The organism is Bacillus sp. AF62 (assembly GCF_050312695.1).
GTDB lineage: Bacteria > Bacillota > Bacilli > Bacillales > Bacillaceae_G > Bacillus_A > Bacillus_A cereus.
Genome location: NZ_JBNPJZ010000061.1, coordinates 1 through 15,501 on the forward strand (window position 1 = coordinate 1; position 15,501 = coordinate 15,501).

Consider the following 15,501-nt stretch of genomic DNA (forward strand, 5'->3'; position numbering starts at 1 on the left):
TTTCGAGAAGCGGATGAATTGTATGGTGGGAATTTAGTTGACTCTGATATTCAAGAAGGAGCCATGTGTGGAAAACTTCCTCCAAAATCAGCAGATTCATTTTTGAATATAAAGGATTTAAATGCTGCGTGGACTGGTATTTCTAATGGGTTTGTAGATGGTGCAGTGGATGCGTGGGAAGGACTGATATCCTTAGGTGATAAAGAAACCTGGCTTAATATGCGAGATGCGATTGTAAACTATAGGGAGACTATTCCTGCTGCATGGAACACTGTATCAGATACATTTATGAATAAATTTTGGAATGGGGATCTGGAAAGTAGAGAGCATTATATAGCTTATGGTATAGCAACGTTAGGACTCGGACTTCTGGGGGATAAGGGTCTTAGTAAAGCAGGACAAGTTGGGAAGTTAGCTGCTATTACAGGTTTTACTAAAGGGAAATCACTTGTAATTAATTCTCCGGCATATAGAAATGCATTACATATATTAAACAATTATGAATTTAAGGGTGGTAATCATCTCTCATATGCAGGTGTCGGTAGTACACAACAATATTTACAGAAAGCAGCTACGTATACTTATGAAGGCGCGAATGGTCCAAAAACAATTCGTTTGCGAAAAGGAGACTTAGCAGGAGACAAGCACCCAGTTACAGGAATTCCATACGATGCTGACGGATTTCCTATTTTTGAATCAAAAGGTGAGGTACTATTAAAAGAGGCAGATTTCAAAAAGTCTAGAACAACACAGTCTAGAAAGTGTAGTAAGGCATTATATGAACAAATAATGGAAAATCCTGAATTAGCTTTAAAATTCACAGAGGAAGAAATTCAATTATTTAAAATAGGTAAAACGCCAGAGCATTATACATGGCATCATCATCAAGATGCTGGAAGAATGCAACTTGTAGATTATCAGACTCATCATGATACCGGTCATACAGGTGGATATAAAATTTGGGGAAAAGATAGCGATAAATAGGGAGGTACTTAGTCATGAATCACATTACATGGATCAATGCAAATGAGAACAAAATAACAAATAATCAAATTAAACAATTAGAACAATACTTTAATATTAAATTTCCTAATGATTTTATAGAGTGTGTACAAAAATATGATGGTGGATATCCTACGCCAGATACTTTTAATATTCCAAATCAAGATGAAAATTCACTCAATAATCTTTTAACCCTAGATTCTAATAAAAAATACTCCATTCTAGAAACATATAATAATACGAAAGATAGATTACCTGATAAAATTTATCCTTTTGCTAGAGATCCATTCGGTAATCTTTTATGCTTCGATTATCGAAATACGAGTGATTCACCATCAATCGTATTCTGGGATCATGAGGAAGAAGACATAGAGGAAGCAATATATCCAGTTTGCTCAACATTTACAGAATTGCTTGCTAGTCTACGTGATTTTGAAGAAGATTGAGGGAACTAAAAAACGGTCTAGAATTCTAGACCGTTTTTTATGATTTACTAATTTTCCAACCATCATCCGTTTTCTCTAGTTCAATTACGATTACTTTTTTAGGATTACCTTTATATACAGCATCAACAGTTATTGTAGCTGAACGAGCTTTGAACAAGAGTACTGGAGATACGGAAACAATATGGATTCAAGAAAATCAATATCTGTGATGTAGAAAGACAGGAAAGTAGGAACTAATTATACAGTGTAGAATGCTGAATTAACTATAGGCACCTTTCATTTAGTACCCATTTTCTTGTCCATATATTGAGACAAGAAAATGGGTACTTCTTAAAGAAGTAATTATTGCTTTGTACACAGTTAAGAATTTATTTGTATGATGGTGTGATTTTTGAAAGAAGAACAAAGGAATTCTTAACTGCAAAGATAAATAATGAAGTAAATGTAAAAGTAATACAAACAAAAAGCGAATATAGATAAAAATTTTTTGATACATTTATGAGTATGAAAATTGATTTATGCGAAAAGATAGATATGATTGGATTATCAGAAAAAATTCAATAACTTCAATCGTGAAAAGATAAGAAAAGGAGCGGAAATACGCTCTTTTTTTTATTTATCTTACTATTTTTAGGATGTTAGTATGAATAACACTTTTATTGACAAAGGTGTTACTTCATTTTTTTCTGGAATAAATGTGAAACGTTGTATAAAATAATCAGGAAAGCCAAAAATTATAGGGGGAAAGTTGTGAAGAAAAATAAGAGTTTAATAAGTTTTTTAGGAGTGTTTATTATGTTGTTTTCTTTTTGTTTTCAAGGAAATGTACAGGCAGATGTAAATACTGTTCAATCTGGAAAAATCAAATCAGGAAACGTAACAGTATGGGAAGTTGGAAATGTAGCGAAAGTATTAGCGGATGTGGAGCGCTTAAATTTAAATACAGTAAATGTACCGATTCAAGTAGATATCCCAAATGTGACTTCTACTAACATGGTAATTAATCAAGCGCAAAAGCAACAAGCTATTATTTTAATTCAAGAATTATTAAAGCGTAATATTCAAGTTATAGTGGAACCGTTCCCGTATATTCAACAGGGGAATGTTGGAGAGACAGAATGGAACCCAGGTAACATTAATGATTTCTTCTGGAATTGGAAGACGGTTATTCTGCAAGATATTTTTAATTCCATTACAAGTAAATACAATGTGTATGGACTGAAGATTGCTTCTAATTTCGTGAATATGGAGTATGCAGAAGGATACTGGAGCGATACAATTGATTTTGTTCGTAATCAGTATAAAGGAAATGTTTTGTATCAAATGAACTGGTGGTTAACAGCAAGCTGGGACTCTTCTTATGAAGCGAAGTTTAAAGAAAAAATCAATCGCCCGTATTTAAAAAAGGTGGATATTGTTAGCATAGATAGTTGGTTTGAAGTTTCAGGAAAAAGGAATCCAACATATGAAGAAGTGAAACAAAGTTTATTTGCGACAACAGTATATAATCGTGGGCAAAATGTTGTTCAGCAATTGGAAAAATTACATAATGCAACAGGAAAGCCAGTTTACTTCGGTGGATTTAATGTTCCAGCACGTGAACTTGGATTAATCCATGGAATCCAGATGTTTCAAATGTGTTTTCGAAAGATGTACAATTAAATGGATGGCGTGCTTACCGCGATGTATTAGAACCGAAACCATATTTTAAAGGTTTTTCAATTTGGTTTATTGGCTCTAATGATAGTACACATGCGTATCAAATACATAGTAAAGAAGCAGAGGCAGTTATTAGCGGGTGGTACCGAAAATAATTTTTATAAAATAGGTAAGTTTTAAAGTTTACTACATATATTTCTAGTGAAAGGCCTTTCACCATCTTATCACCTAGGGGGCAATCATAATGAAATTTTTGTCTTACCTTACAGTAATTTTGGTGATTCTTGGCGGTTTGAATTGGTTATTTGTAGCGTTAGATTACAATGTAGTTGAGAAATGGTTTGGTTCTATGCCGGCGCTTGTGGACACTATTTATTGGCTCATTGGTCTTTCTGCTATTTATCAAATTTTTGATCGGTTCTTTACGAACGACTAGCTATTATTCTTTCATTATTAGAGTGTTAAGTACGATTATGTACTTAACACTTTTTTATATGTCCATAAAAAAGTCTGCACTTGCAAGCGATTCCATCGCGTCTTGCGCCGTAATAATAGAAAACAAATTGACCGTATATTATATTTTAGGTTATAATTCAGAAAGTTTAAAAAATAATCAAATGAGAAATAGGGAGGTTATGAGGGTAATGGAGAGAGTCTATAATTTTTCAGCAGGACCATCAATACTCCCTTTGCCAGTTTTAGAGAAAGTGCAAAAGGAGCTTTTAAATTATAACGGGACAGGCATGTCTATTATGGAAATGAGTCATCGATCTTCTTATTTTCAAAGTATTATAGAGGAAGTGAGTAACTTACTTCGTGAATTAATGAGCATCCCTGATGAGTATGAAGTTTTATTTTTACAAGGCGGTGCGTCATTACAATTCTCTATGATACCGTTGAACTTAATGAATACGTATAAAAAAGCTGGGTACGTACTAACTGGCTCATGGTCTAAAAAGGCACTGCAAGAAGCCGAAAAAGTTGGGGAAGTACAAGTGATTGCTTCTTCTGAAAAAGAGAAGTTTACTACGATTCCTAAACTGGACGGTTTATTAAGTGATGAAAAACTAGATTATGTACATATTACAACGAATAATACAATTGAAGGGACAAAATATGTGGAAATTCCACATGTAGAAAGAGTGCCGCTCGTTGCGGATATGTCCTCAAATATTTTATCAGAGAGATATGATGTTTCGAAGTTTGGTCTTATATATGCGGGGGCGCAAAAGAATTTAGGACCTGCGGGTTTAACGATTGCTATTATAAAAAGAGATTTAATTGGGGGAGCAGATCGCTCTTGTCCGACAATGTTAAATTATGAAACTTACAGTAAAAATAACTCCTTATATAATACACCGCCATCCTTTAGTATTTACGTAACAAAACTTGTACTAGAGTGGTTGAAAGAGCAAGGCGGAGTATCTGCGATTGAAGAACAAAATAAAATGAAATCTTCACTTCTTTATCATTTTTTAGATGAATCTAAATTGTTTACTTCACCAGTTGACCCTGCGTATCGATCACTTATGAACATTCCATTTACAACACCGTCAGAAGAACTTAACAATGAGTTTTTACAAAAAGCGAAGGAACGCGGTTTCGTTACGCTAAAAGGACATCGCTCAGTCGGCGGTATGCGTGCAAGTATTTACAATGCGATGCCAGTGGAAGGTGTAAAACAATTAATAGATTATATGAAGGAATTTGAGCTTGAGAATAGATAGGGAGATGGGGATATGTTTCGTGTTCAAACGTTAAATCAAATTGCAGAAAAAGGTTTACAAGTTTTTACTGAAGAACGTTATGAAGTTGGGGATAAAATCAATCACCCAGATGGAATTTTGCTTCGTAGCTACTCTTTACATCAAGAAGAGTTTTCAAAAGACTTAAAGGCGATTGCAAGAGCTGGCGCTGGTGTAAATAATATTCCTGTCGAGCGATGTACAGAAAAAGGAATTGTAGTATTTAACACGCCGGGGGCAAATGCAAACGCCGTAAAGGAACTCATTATTGCCAGTCTTATTATGTCTTCACGTAACATTATTAATGGTGTAAGTTGGACGAAAAACTTAGAGGGTGAAGAAGTACCACAGCTTGTTGAATCAGGAAAAAAACAATTTGTTGGATCAGAAATTGCAGGGAAACGTCTAGGTGTTATCGGACTTGGCGCAATCGGTGCTTTAGTTGCGAACGATGCGTTAGCGTTAGGGATGGATGTTATCGGATATGATCCTTATATTTCAGTTGAAACAGCTTGGCGTCTTTCTACACATGTGCAAAGAGCGTTTAGCCTTGATGAAATTTTTGCAACGTGTGATTATATTACACTGCATATTCCTCTTACGAATCAAACGAAGGGGATTATTGGGGAACACGCTGTAGAGAAGATGAAAAAAGGGATGCGTCTATTCAATTTCTCTAGAGGAGAACTTGTAGATGAAAAGGTTCTTCAAAAAGCGTTAGAAGAAGATGTTATTACACATTACGTAACGGATTTCCCGAATGAAAATGTGATAAAGATGAAAAATGTAACAGCGACGCCTCACCTTGGTGCATCTACATCTGAATCGGAAGAAAATTGTGCAGTAATGGCAGCACGTCAATTACGTGAATATTTAGAGACAGGAAATATTCGTAATTCAGTAAACTATCCAAACGTAGAACTGCCGTATATCGGAAAGAAACGAATTACAATTATGCATCAAAACGTTCCGAATATGGTAGGGCAAATTACAGGATGCTTAGCGGAACATCATATTAATATTGCCGATATGATTAATCGTAGTAAACATTCTTGGGCATACACAATGATTGATATCGATAACGGAATTGATGATATAATAAAAGAGAATATTGTAGAAAATATAAGCAAAATTACAGGTGTTGTAGCCGTTCGAATGATTGTGTAAAGGAGAGAGGAATGTGGCAAAAATACGACCGTTTCGGGCCATTCGTCCAGTAGAGGAAAAAGCGGCACAAGTGGCAGCTTTACCGTATGACGTATTAAATAGTGAAGAGGCAAGGGAAGTTGTAAAAGGGAATCCAAATTCTTTCTTGCATGTTGATAAAGCAGAAATTGATTTAGATCCTGAACTGTCACCGTATGATGATCGCGTGTATGAAAAAGCGGGTGACAATTTAAAGCAATTTATACGAGAAGAAGTGTTCATACAAGATGAAGAGCCAGCGCTATATATTTATGAACTGACGATGCAAGGAAGAACGCAGTCAGGCCTTGTCGTTTGTACATCTATTGATGAGTATGAAGATGATACAATTAAAAAACATGAAAGAACACGTCATGAAAAAGAGCTAGATCGTATTCGCCACGTAGATGTGTGTGACGCAAATACAGGTCCGATTTTTTTAACGTACCGTACAAAAGATGAAGTAAAGCATTTAATTAGAAGCTGGAAAGAAGAACATGCGCCAATTTATACATTTACAGCAGAAGACGGTGTTAAGCATGTTGTGTGGAAGATTGTAGATGAAGATGTAATTACGACTTTAGTAAACGCATTTGAAGATATTCCTAATCTTTATATTGCAGACGGGCATCACCGTTCTGCATCAGCTGCAAAAGTAGGACTTATGCGAAGAGAACAATATCCAAATTACACAGGAGAAGAGGAATTTAATTTCTTCTTATCGGTTCTATTCCCTCATGATGAATTATCGATTTGGGATTATAACCGAGTTGTGAAAGATTTAAATGGCTTATCAGAGGAACAGTTTTCAAATCAAATTACGCAGTACTTTTATGTAGAAGAAGCAACTGTTTCTCCGTATAAACCAAATGAGCCCAAATCATTTGGTATGTATGTAAATAAGAAGTGGTATAAGCTTACTGTGAAAGAGGAAACGTTTGATGCGAATGATCTTGTTAGAGGTTTAGATGTATCTATCCTGCAAGATCACTTATTAAGCCAAGTGCTTGAAATACATGATCCGCGATCTGATTCACGCATCGACTTTGTCGGAGGAATCCGTGGATTAGAAGAACTAGAACGTCTTGTAAATAGCGGTGAATATAAAGTGGCGTTTTCACTATATCCGACATCAATGGAAGCTTTATTAGCAATCGCAGACGCTGGAGAAGTTATGCCGCCAAAATCAACGTGGTTTGAACCGAAACTGCGTAGTGGGTTGTTTGTTCATTCTTTAAAGTAAATAGACTTCTTTAGTTAGAAAAACCGAAATGATTTTTAGTTTCGGTTTTTCATATTTTACAAGTGTTTTTGAGGAGGGGGATTAATGAAATTGCAAGTAGGCGCAAAAATCACCTTTGAACGAACTTTTACGAAAGAGGATGTTGCGTTATTTACAGAAGTATCGAAAGATGAAGGTGTTCATCATGTTACACCAGATGAGCAGGAAAGATTTGTTGTACAAGGGCTGTTAACATCAACATTGCCTACAAAAATTGGCGGTGATTATAACGTACTAGCTCGCAAAATGGATTTTGAATTTTTACGTCCTGTTTTTAGCGGCGATACGATTCGTTGTGACGTAACTATTGAACAATTTGAGCCTGATGAAAAAAATCGTACAAAAATTATTGCGACGTTTATATGTAGGAATCAACTTGAAAAGGAAGTTATGAAGGGGAGTTTTTCGGGGATTATTCTTTAATTAGTAAGAAAAGAAATGAATAGGTGGGGGCATGATATCTCTAGGGCGTAGATTTTTAATTCCCCCATGAAGAAAATTTTATGCATTGCTGAATACTGATAATATACTCTGTTCATTTTTAACTTGAATAAACTCGTCAACAAAAAGGACATTCCTAGTATTACAAGAAATGTCCTTTCCACTAAATTATAAGGTATTTTGCTGAAATTCAAACTCTAAAATTAGTTTACTAGTTTGACCTGTAAACTGATAATTATAGGATCCTCTCAGGTTTTCTAAGTTACCGGTAGCTTTAATAATTGTTCCTGGGGAATCTAAATTTCCTTTATCAAATATTCCTTGCTCTAGAGCTGTAAATGTCCCTTGTTGCCCCTTATAAATCCCTTCAAAGTGTAAAAATCCAGAAATTTTAGCAGTAGCTAAGTGACCATCATTTATATTTGAGTCTAAATAATATAATAAGTATTCAACAAAAGCCTTTCCTTTTAATTCCCCATCAATATCATATTCGACATGAGCAATATTAATAGGGAAATCTTTTTTATTATCATCGATTGGTTTTTCATCCCACTTACTTACTGTAAATGTTACTTCCATACACGTAAATCCCCCTTTATCATTTGAAAAGTACTAATTCACAGTCATATCTTATAGGAGTGTTTTTATTTATTTGAGCCCTGTCATATCGTTATCTTATCTCAGAATCACCTGCGCCTCCCCATGAAGGACTTACTGTCGCCACGATATCTCCTACTTGTAACCTCTTTGGCTTTATTAACATATAAATCCCGCTCCTATATAATTTAATGAACTACGGCTATACAAACCGTAGAGTTGAAGAACATTGAACATGACATTAGTTTCTCCGCCTTCAATAAGTTCACCTGCTGTAATTTGAGAATTTAGTATTAGTGCTGAATATAGGAATAATCTACAAATATTTTTTGCTAAAATTTATATTTGAAAATCACAGTATGCATCATTGCATGAGGAAAACAGTTGTTATTTTTATAACCTGTAACTATAATGATTACAGGTTGGTCGATACCAATCAAAAAAATAAAATCATCATGAATGGAGATGTTACATATGGGTATGAAAAAAATAATTTTAGCAGGTGCTTTAGGGATCGCAGCATTATCAGGAACAAATGTACCAGGATTAGAACTAACAAAAGCAAGTGCAGCTTCTATTGAATCGAATTTCTCGACGTTAGAAGGACGAGTAGTAGAAGTAGATAATGGTGTGATTGTTGTAAAATCTAAGCAATATGAGGAACCTGTTAGTGTGTATATTGATTCACTTTCAAACGTGAAAGTAGGAGATGAAGTAAAAGCTATTGGATCTATGATGCGTAATTTTACAGAATATATGGTTGCAACTGCAGTTGAAAATACAACAGACAAGTTAGGTATGCACATGAAAGAAGATGGCTCACCCGATTATGTAATTGGAGAAGTATCAAAAGTAGGAACGATGGAAGATGAGGGAGACGGTGCTACTAAATATGTTGTAGTTGAGTATCCATCGCTAAACGGGAAGAAAGATAGTATTGATGTTTTCTTAACAAAGGGACAAGTATTTAATGTGGGTGAGAAAGTAAAAATTGATATGAAGTATGTAGGCTGGGGCGGTATTTCTATTAACTGGAACACAGTTGATCATATTGAAAAAGTTCATGAAGCAAAGACGAACGCTGAAAATAATGATGATGTATGGATTTGGTCTTAATAAGGCGAGTATAGGTCGTTATTTGCAATTTTCTCCAAACAATACATGTGAAAACTAAATGTATCATGCAGTACCCATCTAATTATCATTGCGTATGACAATTAGATGGGTACTTTTTTATTTGAAATTTGTGCAAGTCAATGTTCAGCATTTCTTTTTAAAAGTAAATTACGGGTGAAATCAAAACTTTATTTGCAGTACATAATAAATAATGTTGATTTTTTATCTTATATTAAAATAAAAACAAACCACTGTTCGATTTGAATATTCCACGATATAATAGTGAGAGTTTATGGCAGAATAAATATTTACATAAGAAGTGAGGTACTGTATGAAAAAAAGAACGACAGACATTATTTTTATTATTATCGGTGCATTTCTTTTTGCGTTAGGTGTCAATTTGTTTGTTATCCCGAACGAGTTTGGTGAGGGTGGGGTAACAGGTATCACGATTATTACGTACTATTTATTTGAATGGTCACCGGGTTTAGTTAACTTAATTTTAAATGCGATTTTGTTAATAGCCGGTTATAAATTTTTAAATAAGATTACAACAATTTATACAATCATTGCTGTAGTTACAAACTCACTATTTCTTCATTTGACAGAAGGCTGGACGATTGCTTCTGATGAAATGCTCGTAAATGCCATTTTCGGAGGAATATTTATTGGATGCGGGATCGGTCTTATTATTCGCGTTGGCGGAACAACTGCAGGTACTACCATCTTAGCAAGGATGACACATAAATATTTAGGATGGAGCATTAGCTACGGGCTACTGTTCTTCGATTTAATTGTTGCGTTTTCATCGTATTTCATCATTGGTGCAGAAAAACTGATGATAACAATTATTATGCTATATGTAGCAACGAAAGTGATGGAGTTTGTAATTGAAGGTTTAAATCCGAAGAAAGCCATTACGATTATTTCTGATAATCCGAATGAAATTGCCGGGAAGGTAACTACCTTAATGGGCAGAGGGGTTACTGTGTACTCAGGTCATGGCTATTACACGAAAACTCCGAAGGAAATTCTTTATGTTGTTATTAATAAGCAAGAAGTAGTGAAGCTAAAACGGATTGTTCAAACTACGGATCCAGCTGCATTCATTGCTATACACGATGTTCGTGATGTGTTCGGAGAAGGGTTTGTTGATATTTCTAAGGCTTAGAAATTCTTTTTGGCTAAAATAATCTTAATACTAAAACGTAAGAATCTATTTTGAATAATTTTTTTCAAAATAGATTCTTTTTATTTATCAACTGTTTCGTAGCATTTTGTTTTTCTTGCAAAAAAACCAATTGTTTCTTAATGTAAGAAATGTAGAAGGATGAACAAGAGAGGGTTTAATGAAGATGATACATATTTTATTAGCTGATGATGATAAGCATATTAGAGAGTTATTACATTACCATTTACAAAAAGAGGGGTTTAAAGTTTTTGAGGCTGAAGATGGAAAGGTAGCGCAAGACGTATTAGAGAAGGAAAACATTCATCTTGCGATTGTAGACATTATGATGCCGTTTGTTGATGGCTATACGTTATGTGAAGAAATCCGGAAGTATCATGATATACCTGTAATTTTATTAACTGCGAAAGATCAGTTAGTTGATAAAGAAAAAGGATTCATTTCTGGTACGGACGATTATATTGTAAAACCATTTGAACCAGCTGAAGTAATTTTCCGTATGAAAGCTTTATTACGTCGCTATCAAATGCTGAATGCAGATATTATTACGTTGCACGGAACGACAATTGATAGAAAAGGTGTTGAAGTAAAGTGTAACGGTCAGACGATTTTGCTTCCGCTGAAGGAATTTGAATTATTATCACAACTTGCTAGTTATCCTGGAAGAACATTTTCAAGAGAAGAACTAATTGAATTAGTATGGGGAATGGATTTTGAAGGGGATGAGCGAACAGTTGACGTTCATGTGAAGAGGCTACGAGATCGTTTCTCAAAACGAACTGATGATTTTCAAATTACGACAGTACGCGGACTCGGTTATAAGTTGGAGTTGAAATAAAATGAAATCACTATACTCTAGATTTGTATTTATGACGGTCGGGATTATGTTACTTAGTAGTATTATCGGCTTTTTATTAACGAACGTATATTATCAAGTGAAGTTAAAGCCGTATAATAGTGAAAAGATTTTAATGTACGCTGAGGAAGTTAAATCGTTATATGAAAAGCAAAGTGAAGAAAATCAAGAAGCGTACTTGCATTCTATTGCAAAGTTAGGGTATGAAATTTATATTGTTGACGACAAAAAGAATGGAAAGCGTATCGGCAATGCGTTTCGTAAGACGACGATAGGTGATGATACAGTCCGTAAAGTATTGCAAGGGGAAACGTTTAATGGTGTTTCCACGTATCCAACGCGCCTCTTTATTACAGGATTTTTCGATAATGAATTAATTAATAGTGTCGGTGTACCACTAAAACATGGTGATAAACAGTACGCATTATTTATTCGTCCTGACATTCAGCAACAATTCGGCGAGATGCGAATTTTTCTAGCGGTATTACTCGGTTTCATCGTTGTATTAAGCATCATTTTTATAGCGATTGCAGCAGGATATATCGTTCGTCCAATTCGTAAATTCACGAAGGCTACGCAAAAAATTGCGAGTGGTGAATATAAAATTGAATTAGATGTAAAACGAAAAGATGAAATAGGAACGTTATCTACAAGCTTCCAAAAGATGACGAAAAGTATAAAAGAATTAGATGAAATGAGACAGGAGTTCGTTTCGAATGTTTCGCATGAATTTCAATCGCCGCTTTCTTCCATACAAGGATTTTCGAAAACATTGCAAACAGAAAAGATGAGTGAGGAAGAAAGAAACCATTACTTACAAATTATTGAAGGCGAAAGTAAGCGGATGTCTAGTTTATGTAAACAGTTACTCACGCTTGCATCACTAGATAAAGAAGAAAAAGTTCTACAAATAAAAGAATTCAATTTGCAGAAGCAAATTAAAGACGTCATTTTTATGCTCGAATGGAAATGGCGGGAAAAAGATATCGCCGTTGAATTTGATGTGCCGGACATTACAATACAAGGTGATGAAAACTTGCTTCATCAAGTATGGAGTAATATTTTTACGAATAGTATTAAGTTTTCAAATGATGGTGGGACCATTGAATTTTTTGTCGAAGAGTTAGAGTCTAGTATCATTATCTCTATATCCGATAACGGAATCGGCATGGACAAAGAAGAAAGGAATCGTATATTTGATCGCTTTTACAAAGTAGATACGGCAAGGGCAAGAAATGTAGAAGGTAGCGGTTTAGGATTATCGATTGTGCAGAAGATTGTAGAAATGCATAAAGGAACTGTTTCAGTTTATAGCACGAAAGGGGAAGGGACGACTGTTCGGGTGGAGCTTCCGAAATAGATGTAAGGGAAGAGGCTGTTTGGAGCGGCCTCTTCTTTTTTGATCGTTAGTATACATGTAAAGTGAAAAAATGTGAGTCATTTTAATTACATAATCGGATGAGTTTGTGGAGTGAGATTAGCAGGAAGTTTATTTGAACATGTAGAATCCCTACAGAGTTATAAGGGTCTGATGAGAACTGTAACTATTTAGGGGGAGATTATTTTGAAACGAGTTGACTTGTTATTAAACGCACTAGATTCAACATTCGATAAAGAGAGTTGGTATGCACCGTTTAAACATGCTATAGGAGGGCTTACAGCCGAACAGGCTATGTGGAAACCATCAGGAGAGGTAACGAATACCATTTGGGAGAACGTTAATCATCTCACTTATTACAAAGAGCGACTTGCTGCAAACTTGGAAGGCCGTGAATGGACAAATAATCTCGATGGTGGTGAAACCTTCTATCTTACCAATCAATCTAATGATGAGAAAGAATGGAAGAAAGTCGTTGAACGTTCTGAAAATGCTCAACGTAATTTAAGACAGGTATTGAGTGCAATTTCTGAAAAAGAGCTTGAACAAAATTCACTTGAGGGGAAATTACTGGATATCATGCTTCATGATGCCTATCATACGGGCCAAATTATTCAATTAAGGAAAATGCAGGGGGCATGGCCAGCAAAACGTTGATTGAACGTTTTAGATCGTTCTATTAAAGGCGTTATTATTGAATAAAACTTAACATCCAAGCATAACCCCGTTCTAAATTTAGAACGGGGTTATGCTTGTTTCTGCTATAAAGCCGCACCTTTCCCGCGTTCTTCCTTAAACCGAAGCTCAAAAGTATCCGCCGTAATTTCATCAGCTTTCGGCAAAGCCCGTAATTTTGGATGAAGCAGCCATACGAGAGAAATGAATAAAATCCCGATGCTAGCGAGGGCGAAAATGAGTTGGCTACTATATACATTCGCAGTGTATCCGCCAATTAAAGAGCCAAGCGGCATAGCAATTGTTCCCATACTCCGTGTGACTGAATTGATACGCCCAAGATATTGGTTTGGAATTACAATTTGACCAATTGTCGCAAATAATATGTTGGTCGCGCCGATTGGTATCCAAGCTAAGCCGAATAAAAAAATGGATAACCATTGAAACGGTACAATTGTAGAGAGAAACCAAAAGAAAGCGCCAGTCGCAAAGCTAATAATGGAGACACGGCCAACATTATGTTTACCAACCCATGAACTGAATAATGCTCCAATTAAACAACCGGCTGATATAGCTGCTAAAAAGAAACCATATAATTTCACACCGCCTAAAGAATCAGCGAAAGAAGGGAGTATGGCCATCGTCATACCGATTGAAAAATTAGCGACAACGGAACCGATTAAGAAGACGCCCATTAAGGAACGAAAGACGATTGAAAACCCTTCTTTTAAATCAGTGAAATATTGCTTAGTTGAAAGTACTGTGTTTGCTTCGGTTTGTTTTGGCATTTTCAATGAAACGAACAAAAGGGCAGTAATCGCAAATGTAAAAGAGTCGATCACATATAAAGTAATTGCGCCAAATAGTGCTACTAATATTCCGGAAAGAGTCGTGCAAATTAAATCAATGCCTTGGTATGCAAATGAGAAAAGTGAATTTCCTTTTAATAATTGTGTTTTATGCAGTAGAAGTGGTAAAGCTTTTGACTGTGCGGGATAGGCGAATTGTTCGATAAAGGCTACGATGGGCATGATGATGAGTAGTAGTTGGACTGTTAATAGGTCGAAGTAGTGTGTAATAGGAATGATTAAAATAAGAATGCATTGCAAAACTTGTGTGATGACGAGGGTGTTTTTAATGGACCATCTATCAACGAATGGACCAGTAAGAAATTGTAGTGCAGAAGGTAATAACGTAAGGGAACCAGCCAATCCAGAATAAAAAGGATTACCACTTAATTTGTATACGAGCCACATCGCGGCTACATAATACAAACTATCTCCTATGTTGGTGAAAATTCTTCCTAAAAATAATAAGAGGAAATTCCGGTTTTTTAATATGTCCAGTTTATCTACTCCTTTATAATAAATTTATTCGGTAAAATAAATTTGACCGTCTCAGTAAAAAAAATCGTATTACGATTTTTCTTCTTCTTTAATAAATTGCTGCATTGTTCTCTCAGCGATTTGAAGTGCAGTAGTAGAAATATAATAAGGTTTACTATTCGGATCTTTATCTGCACCTTTTGTAATTTCGTTTAATTCAGCCATCAATTGATGAAACTTTTTCACCCACACTTGAAATTGTTCTGGCGTAGCATCAAATTCCCAGCAGGATGAAACGTAATTCCACTTAGCTGGATCTTCACTTGCATTTCGTAATGTAAAAGCTTCTTCTGGTGCAGCGAGAATTTGGCTTTTCGTTCTTTCTATCATTTGTAAAAAGATTTGGCGACCTGATTCGCTTAATATTTCTAAATGAGGTAATAGATCTGTAGCAGGGGTGAAGCCTTTAGCGACAGATTGATAAAACTTTTGAATAATCCCATTCTTTTCTTCTGTATAAACGATCTCTATAAGAACCTGTTTAGAATCTATGGTATAATCTGTACAAAAAAGGATATTTTCTATGATACATAATTATACAAGTA

The 15,501-nt window shown here is 35.2% G+C and carries 14 protein-coding genes and 3 pseudogenes; 13 read left to right on the plus strand and 4 right to left on the minus strand.

Going from position 1 to position 15,501, the window contains the following annotated elements; all coding sequences use genetic code 11:
• Positions 1 to 984 (plus strand): HNH endonuclease (locus ACQRBL_RS14045; protein ID WP_427734753.1); only part of this gene is annotated, 984 nt, incomplete at its 5' end.
• Positions 985 to 998: 14 nt separating this feature from the next.
• Positions 999 to 1,448 (plus strand): SMI1/KNR4 family protein, encoded by a 450-nt coding sequence (locus ACQRBL_RS14050; protein WP_023522484.1) that lies wholly within the window; start codon positions 999 to 1,001, stop codon positions 1,446 to 1,448.
• A 37-nt stretch (positions 1,449 to 1,485) separates the two neighbouring features.
• Here the strand turns inward: ACQRBL_RS14050 and ACQRBL_RS14055 are convergent.
• Positions 1,486 to 1,599, minus strand: a pseudogene (locus ACQRBL_RS14055) (DUF4878 domain-containing protein); the annotation flags it as partial.
• A 599-nt stretch (positions 1,600 to 2,198) separates the two neighbouring features.
• On the opposite strand from ACQRBL_RS14055, the pseudogene ACQRBL_RS14060 reads away from it, so the two are divergent.
• The 6 genes and pseudogenes from ACQRBL_RS14060 to ACQRBL_RS14085 all read left to right on the plus strand — a co-directional run bounded on the left by ACQRBL_RS14060 (position 2,199) and on the right by ACQRBL_RS14085 (position 7,742).
• Positions 2,199 to 3,262: pseudogene (locus tag ACQRBL_RS14060) on the plus strand (glycoside hydrolase family 113).
• Positions 3,263 to 3,351: 89 nt separating this feature from the next.
• Positions 3,352 to 3,543: a DUF378 domain-containing protein gene (locus ACQRBL_RS14065; RefSeq protein WP_000670804.1), complete on the plus strand. Its 192-nt coding sequence runs from the start codon at positions 3,352 to 3,354 to the stop codon at positions 3,541 to 3,543.
• Between the two features lie 208 nt (positions 3,544 to 3,751).
• The gene (serC, locus tag ACQRBL_RS14070; RefSeq protein WP_023522482.1) at positions 3,752 to 4,834 is read left to right on the plus strand and encodes a 3-phosphoserine/phosphohydroxythreonine transaminase; all 1,083 of its coding nucleotides are present in this window, start codon (positions 3,752 to 3,754) and stop codon (positions 4,832 to 4,834) included.
• 12 nt (positions 4,835 to 4,846) lie between these two features.
• Positions 4,847 to 6,019: a 3-phosphoglycerate dehydrogenase family protein gene (locus tag ACQRBL_RS14075; RefSeq protein ID WP_023522481.1), complete on the plus strand. Its 1,173-nt coding sequence runs from the start codon at positions 4,847 to 4,849 to the stop codon at positions 6,017 to 6,019.
• A gap of 13 nt (positions 6,020 to 6,032) precedes the next feature.
• Entirely contained in the window at positions 6,033 to 7,280 is a 1,248-nt protein-coding gene (locus ACQRBL_RS14080) for a DUF1015 domain-containing protein (protein WP_411996686.1), read from the plus strand.
• A gap of 84 nt (positions 7,281 to 7,364) precedes the next feature.
• On the plus strand, positions 7,365 to 7,742 hold the full coding sequence (locus ACQRBL_RS14085) for a MaoC family dehydratase (protein ID WP_098276709.1): 378 nt from the start codon (positions 7,365 to 7,367) through the stop codon (positions 7,740 to 7,742).
• Positions 7,743 to 7,928: 186 nt separating this feature from the next.
• Here ACQRBL_RS14085 and ACQRBL_RS14090 read toward each other — a convergent pair whose 3' ends face one another.
• Complete coding sequence (locus ACQRBL_RS14090) at positions 7,929 to 8,339, minus strand: DUF3224 domain-containing protein (RefSeq protein WP_000454093.1); 411 nt, start codon at positions 8,337 to 8,339, stop codon at positions 7,929 to 7,931.
• Between the two features lie 492 nt (positions 8,340 to 8,831).
• Here ACQRBL_RS14090 and ACQRBL_RS14095 point away from each other — a divergent pair, with 492 nt between their 5' ends.
• The 5 genes from ACQRBL_RS14095 to ACQRBL_RS14115 all read left to right on the plus strand — a co-directional run bounded on the left by ACQRBL_RS14095 (position 8,832) and on the right by ACQRBL_RS14115 (position 13,553).
• Complete coding sequence (locus ACQRBL_RS14095) at positions 8,832 to 9,473, plus strand: hypothetical protein (protein WP_411996687.1); 642 nt, start codon at positions 8,832 to 8,834, stop codon at positions 9,471 to 9,473.
• Between the two features lie 331 nt (positions 9,474 to 9,804).
• On the plus strand, positions 9,805 to 10,644 hold the full coding sequence (locus tag ACQRBL_RS14100) for a YitT family protein (RefSeq protein ID WP_000747488.1): 840 nt from the start codon (positions 9,805 to 9,807) through the stop codon (positions 10,642 to 10,644).
• A 178-nt stretch (positions 10,645 to 10,822) separates the two neighbouring features.
• Positions 10,823 to 11,500, plus strand: coding sequence for a response regulator transcription factor (locus tag ACQRBL_RS14105; RefSeq protein WP_080348454.1), 678 nt, complete (start codon positions 10,823 to 10,825; stop codon positions 11,498 to 11,500).
• A 1-nt stretch (position 11,501) separates the two neighbouring features.
• The gene (locus ACQRBL_RS14110) at positions 11,502 to 12,878 is read left to right on the plus strand and encodes a sensor histidine kinase (protein WP_411996688.1); all 1,377 of its coding nucleotides are present in this window, start codon (positions 11,502 to 11,504) and stop codon (positions 12,876 to 12,878) included.
• 204 nt (positions 12,879 to 13,082) lie between these two features.
• On the plus strand, positions 13,083 to 13,553 hold the full coding sequence (locus ACQRBL_RS14115) for a DinB family protein (RefSeq protein ID WP_086396821.1): 471 nt from the start codon (positions 13,083 to 13,085) through the stop codon (positions 13,551 to 13,553).
• 104 nt (positions 13,554 to 13,657) lie between these two features.
• Here ACQRBL_RS14115 and ACQRBL_RS14120 read toward each other — a convergent pair whose 3' ends face one another.
• Positions 13,658 to 14,917: an MFS transporter gene (locus ACQRBL_RS14120; RefSeq protein ID WP_411996689.1), complete on the minus strand. Its 1,260-nt coding sequence runs from the start codon at positions 14,915 to 14,917 to the stop codon at positions 13,658 to 13,660.
• A gap of 69 nt (positions 14,918 to 14,986) precedes the next feature.
• Positions 14,987 to 15,439 (minus strand): annotated as a pseudogene (locus ACQRBL_RS14125) (ArsR family transcriptional regulator); the annotation flags it as partial.
• Positions 15,440 to 15,501 lie beyond the last annotated feature (62 nt).